Origin of the sequence: Kitasatospora sp. NPDC059722 (assembly GCF_042733235.1) — a bacterium.
GTDB lineage: Bacteria > Actinomycetota > Actinomycetes > Streptomycetales > Streptomycetaceae > Kitasatospora.
The window spans coordinates 89,703-92,640 of sequence record NZ_JBHWGD010000032.1 but is presented as its reverse complement, the minus strand read 5'-3'; the positions used below and the strand labels follow the sequence as shown (position 1 = coordinate 92,640).

Here is a 2,938-nt window from a genome sequence, read left to right as displayed (position 1 = left end):
GAGCCGCCTTCCAGCGGGCCCTCCGGGCGCTTCGTTCTTTCGTGTTTCCAGCTTATCAGATGTTTTCCGCTCCGTTTTCCGGGGCTTCGTCATCCAACTCGCCGGTGTCTTCCGGGACTTGACGTCCCGTCCGACGTTTCAAACTCTAGCCGATCCCCGCTCCGAAAAGCGAATCCAGCCGAAGTCCGACCGCAATCCAATTAAACGCGCACGCGGAATACGCACCGAGCCGCGACAAGACGCGACCCAGCCCGGACCGGGAAGTGGTGTTTCAGAGGATTGGCCGCCCCGGGACCGTCCGCGCCGTACGCGTGGGTGTCGCCGAACAGGGAGGCCTTCCAGCCGCCGAAGGAGTAGTAGGCGACCGGGACCGGGATCGGCACGTTGATCCCGACCATGCCGACCTCGACCTCGTACTGGAAGCGCCGGGCCGCGCCGCCGTCGTTGGTGAAGATGGCAGTGCCGTTGCCGTAGGGGTTGGCGTTGATCAGGGCGACGCCCTCCTCGTAGGAGGAGACGCGGACGACGGAGAGGATCGGGCCGAAGATCTCGTCGTTGTAGACGGACATGCCGGGCTGCACGCGGTCGAACAGCGTGGGGCCGAGCCAGAAGCCGTCCGCCGTCGGGGCGCCGTTCTCGTCCTCGGCGGTGATCGGGTGCTTCCGGCCGTCCACGGTGAGCTCGGCGCCGTCGGCCAGGCCGGACTCGACGTAGGAGGTGACCTTGTCCCGGTGGACGCCGGTGACCAGCGGGCCCATCTCGGAGTCGCCGTTGCAGCCGGGGCCGACCTTCAGCCCGGCCATCCGCTGCTTGATCTTGTCGACCAGCTCGTCGCCGACCGGGTCGACCGCGACCAGCACGGACACGGCCATGCAGCGCTCGCCGGCCGCGCCGAAGCCCGCGTTGACGGCCGCGTCGGCGGCGAGGTCGAGGTCGGCGTCCGGCAGCACCAGCATGTGGTTCTTGGCGCCGCCGAGGGCCTGCACGCGCTTGCCGTAGCGGGTGCCGGTCTCGTAGACGTAGCGGGCGATGGGGGTGGAGCCGACGAAGCTGACGGACTTGACGTCCGGGTGCTCCAGCAGGCGGTCGACGGCCACCTTGTCGCCGTGCACGACGTTGAAGACACCGTCCGGCAGCCCGGCCTCCTTCCACAGCCCGGCGAGGAAGTTCGCGGCGGACGGGTCCTTCTCGGAGGGCTTCACCACCACGGTGTTGCCGGCCGCGATGGCGAGCGGGAAGAACCACATCGGCACCATGGCCGGGAAGTTGAACGGCGAGATGATCGCGACCGGGCCGAGCGGCTGGCGGATCGAGTAGACGTCGATGCCGGTGGACGCCTGCTCCGTGTAGCCGCCCTTGAGCAGCTGCGGGATGCCGCACGCGTACTCGACGACCTCCAGGCCGCGGGCGATCTCGCCGAGCGCGTCGGAGTGGACCTTGCCGTGCTCGGACACGATGATCCGGGCCAGCTCGTCGCGGCGGGCGTTGAGCAGCTCGCGGAAGGCGAAGAGCACCGTGGTGCGCTTGGCGATCGAGGCGGTGCGCCAGTCGGCGAAGGCCGAGGCCGCGGCGGCCACGGCCTGGTCGACCTCGGCGATCCCGGCGAAGTCGACCTGGCCGGTGACCTGGCCGGTGGCCGGGTCGAAGAGGTCGCCGCGGCGGGGGGCCGCGCCGGCGGTGGCGACGGGCTCGCCGCCGATCCAGTGGGTGATGTGCTTGCTCAAGGTCCGTCTGCCTCCGAAGTCCCGGGCGGCATCCTGCCGCCGGTCCCTTGTCTGGCGCCGCCCGCGAGTGGGCCGGGCGACGGGAATCACGGGGCTACCGCGCTCGTCACCCAGTCTGGTCGCCACCGGGCCCGGCCTCAACGAACAGGCTGACGGGGATCCGGGATTCAGCCTTACAGGTCGTCCGGTCGCTCGGCCGGACGGGGGAACCCGGCCCGGCGCACCGGACGGGGGGCCGGTGTGCCGGGCCGCTCAGCCCTCGTCGTCGGGCAGGTCGTCCAGATCCGCCGTGTCGACCAGCTCCGGGTCCTCCAGGTACGGGTCGTGCAGCCCGTCCGCCGCCTCCTGCGTCTCCAGCAGGTCCAGCCGCAGGTCCTGCGCCCACTCCAGCGCCCACCGCTTCAGCCCGGCCACCGCGTCCGCGGCGAAGCCCCGGGCGCGGAACCGGCCGTCCGCCGCCTCGGCCAGCGTCTCCAGCCGCTCGGCGAGCGCCGTCGGCTGGAAGTCGTTGTCCAACGCGCTTGCCAGCGCCACGAGTTCACCGGTCCGGTAGTTGGCGGTGAGCGCGTGGACGTCGATCAGGTCGCGCGGCATGCCCCGGTCGACGAGCAGCGCGGTGGTCAGCGCCGCCGCGTCCTCCAGAGCCACGACCGGCAGGACCACCGGCGCCGGCAGCTCCGCGGACGCGCCGGACTCCCCCGCCGCGCCGGGCCCGAGCACGAGCCGCACCGCCCGGTGCGCGAGCGGCTCCTTGCGCAGCTCGACCGAGTGGGTCCGCCCGCCGAGCCCGAGCCGGACGGCGAGCTGTTCGAGCCGCGGCGTGCCGGGCCGCTCGGTGGCCTCGCCGCCCGCCGCGCGGTAGGCGACGGCGAGCACGGCGGCCACCTCCGGCAGCCCGGCGTCGCCCCGCTCCGCGCCGCCGGCCACCAGGGTGAGCCCGTCCTGGTCGCAGGCCGCCACGCCGTGGGCGCGCAGCGCGTGGCCGCCGGCCAGCGCGAGCCCGTACCGGTCGCACAGGGGCGCGGCCAGTTCGGCGAGCCGCAGCTGGGCCGGGCCCGGTCGGAGGACGGGGTCGAGCGCGTCCGGGGCGGTGGTCACGCCTCCAGTCTGCCGCGACCACCCCTCCCCCGCGCCCCCCCCCGCGGGGGCGGGGGGGCGGGCCGCACCCGTCACCACTCGCTGTGGGCCCCGCCCGCCCACGGGCGGGCCGGCAA

2 protein-coding genes are annotated in these 2,938 nt (G+C 73.3%); both read right to left on the bottom strand.

What is annotated here, in order from left to right:
* Positions 1-200: 200 nt before the first annotated feature.
* Complete coding sequence (locus ACFV4F_RS21505; RefSeq protein ID WP_380504570.1) at positions 201-1,724, bottom strand: CoA-acylating methylmalonate-semialdehyde dehydrogenase; 1,524 nt, start codon at positions 1,722-1,724, stop codon at positions 201-203.
* A 252-nt stretch (positions 1,725-1,976) separates the two neighbouring features.
* On the bottom strand, positions 1,977-2,822 hold the full coding sequence (locus tag ACFV4F_RS21500) for a hypothetical protein (RefSeq protein WP_380504567.1): 846 nt from the start codon (positions 2,820-2,822) through the stop codon (positions 1,977-1,979).
* Positions 2,823-2,938 lie beyond the last annotated feature (116 nt).